Genomic DNA, 2012 nt, shown 5'->3' on the forward strand with positions numbered 1-2012 from the left:
CGGGGCCGGGGCCCGGGCCACGCGCAGATGGCCCTCGCCGTCCGGCGTCGTCGCCAGCACCGGCGTACGCGCGCCGGAGGCGAGCCGGAGCGTCGACTCGCCGAGCCGCAGCAGCGCGCCGGGGGCCAGCCGGACCGGGCTGCCGTGGACCGGCGTCCCGTCCAGGGAGGTGCCGTTGGTGGAGCCGAGGTCCGCCACGGTGACCCGGCCGTCGTCGCGGACGGTCACCTCGCAGTGCAGCCGGGACACGTCCGGGTCGTCCAGCGGGACGTCGGCCTCCGCCGAGCGGCCGATCCGCACCGAGCCGCCGTGCAGCAGGTGGACGCCGCCGGCGTCGGGCCCGGCGACGACCTGGAGCCGGGCGGGCACCGCGTCGTCCACGGCCTCGTCCTCGCCGGGGGCCTGGAGCGAGAGCACCGCGCCGTCGACCAGGGGCGGCTCGCCGAGCGCGCAGCGCTGCGCGTCCAGCCGCTCCCGGCCCGCGAAGAGCACCACCGCGCCGCTGCCGAGGGAGCCGTCCGGGCCGGCGACGGCCATCGCCAGACCGGAGGCGACCGCGGCCAGGGCCGTCCCCGCGGGGGCGGTGACCAGCACGTCGCAGGCGCGCGCCGGGGTCTGGCCGCTGGGCGGCGCGAGGACGGTCAGCCGGATCTGCATCGCCGTCAGCGGTCCCTTCTGCGCGCGGGGCCGGCCGGGGAGACGCCCTGTGATTCCCCCCACCCGACACGGACGCGTCGTCCGGTACAGGTTCGTCACGCACCACGGGGCTCCCGACCCCGCAGTGGTGCTCCAGGCATCCTCGCACCTGCCACTGACAACACGCCCGCCGGTCGCCGGTAAGTGATCTTGAAAGGTCGGCTCCGCCCCCAAAAGTGCGGCATGACCGGTTTCCCCGGGCCCCCGCGGCAACCATCTGCGCGGTGCGGGCGTCTTCCCCCGCGACCCGTGCGTACGGGGCGGGGCGCGGGCGCCGGAGGGCGGCGACCGTGCGTCCGGAACCGGCGAGCCGGACCGGTCCCTTTACGGACCCGGCCGGTGACCCCCGTACAGCCTCTAGAGTGGGCCGGAAACTCCGGGAGGCATCTCCGGGGGGACCGCAACTTCCACGACCAGCAGGGAGCGCATGACGTGCGGCCGGTAGGCAGCAAGTACCTCCTGGAGGAGCCGCTGGGACGCGGCGCCACGGGCACCGTCTGGCGTGCCAGCCAGCGCGAGGCGGCGGGCGCCGAGGCGGCCGTGACCGGCCGGCCCGGCGAGACCGTGGCGATCAAGGTCCTCAAGGAGGAGCTGGCCAACGACGCGGACGTGGTGATGCGGTTCCTGCGGGAGCGCTCCGTCCTGCTGAGGCTGACCCACCCCAACATCGTGCGCACCCGCGACCTCGTCGTCGAGGGCGACCTCCTCGCCCTCGTGATGGACCTGATCGACGGCCCCGACCTGCACCACTACCTGCGGGACAACGGCCCGCTCACCCCGGTCGCCGCCGCCCTGCTCACCGCGCAGATCGCCGACGCGCTCGCCGCCAGCCACGCGGACGGGGTCGTCCACCGCGACCTCAAGCCCGCCAACGTGCTGCTCGCCGACCCGGACGGCGAGATGCGCCCGATGCTCACCGACTTCGGCATCGCGCGCCTCGCCGACTCGCCGGGCCTGACCAGGACCCACGAGTTCGTCGGCACCCCCGCCTACGTGGCGCCGGAGTCCGCCGAGGGCCGCCCGCAGACCTCCGCCGTGGACATCTACGGCGCCGGCATCCTGCTCTACGAGCTGCTCACCGGCCGCCCGCCGTTCGCCGGCGGCACCGCCCTCGAAGTCCTGCACCGGCACCTCAGCGAGGAGCCCCGCCGCCCCAGCACCGTCCCCGAGCCCCTGTGGACGGTCGTCGAGCGCTGCCTGAGCAAGGACCCCGACCGCCGCCCGAGCGCCGAGAGCCTGGCCCGGGCCCTGCGCACCGTCGCCGCCGGCATCGGGGTGCACGCGAGCGCCGCGCAGATCGCCGCGGCCGACGGGGT

Annotated in this window: 2 protein-coding genes; one reads left to right on the top strand and one right to left on the bottom strand. The window is 76.2% G+C overall.

What is annotated here, in order from left to right; genetic code table 11:
* Positions 1-657, bottom strand: a 657-nt coding sequence (locus tag MHW47_RS34940; protein WP_239227844.1) for an FHA domain-containing protein, incomplete at its 3' end; no start/stop codon positions are given.
* A gap of 471 nt (positions 658-1128) precedes the next feature.
* Here MHW47_RS34940 and MHW47_RS34945 point away from each other — a divergent pair.
* A partial coding sequence (locus MHW47_RS34945; protein ID WP_239227845.1) for a serine/threonine-protein kinase occupies positions 1129-2012 on the top strand: 884 nt, incomplete at its 3' end.

The organism is Streptomyces sp. OfavH-34-F (assembly GCF_022347745.1).
Classification (GTDB): domain Bacteria; phylum Actinomycetota; class Actinomycetes; order Streptomycetales; family Streptomycetaceae; genus Streptomyces.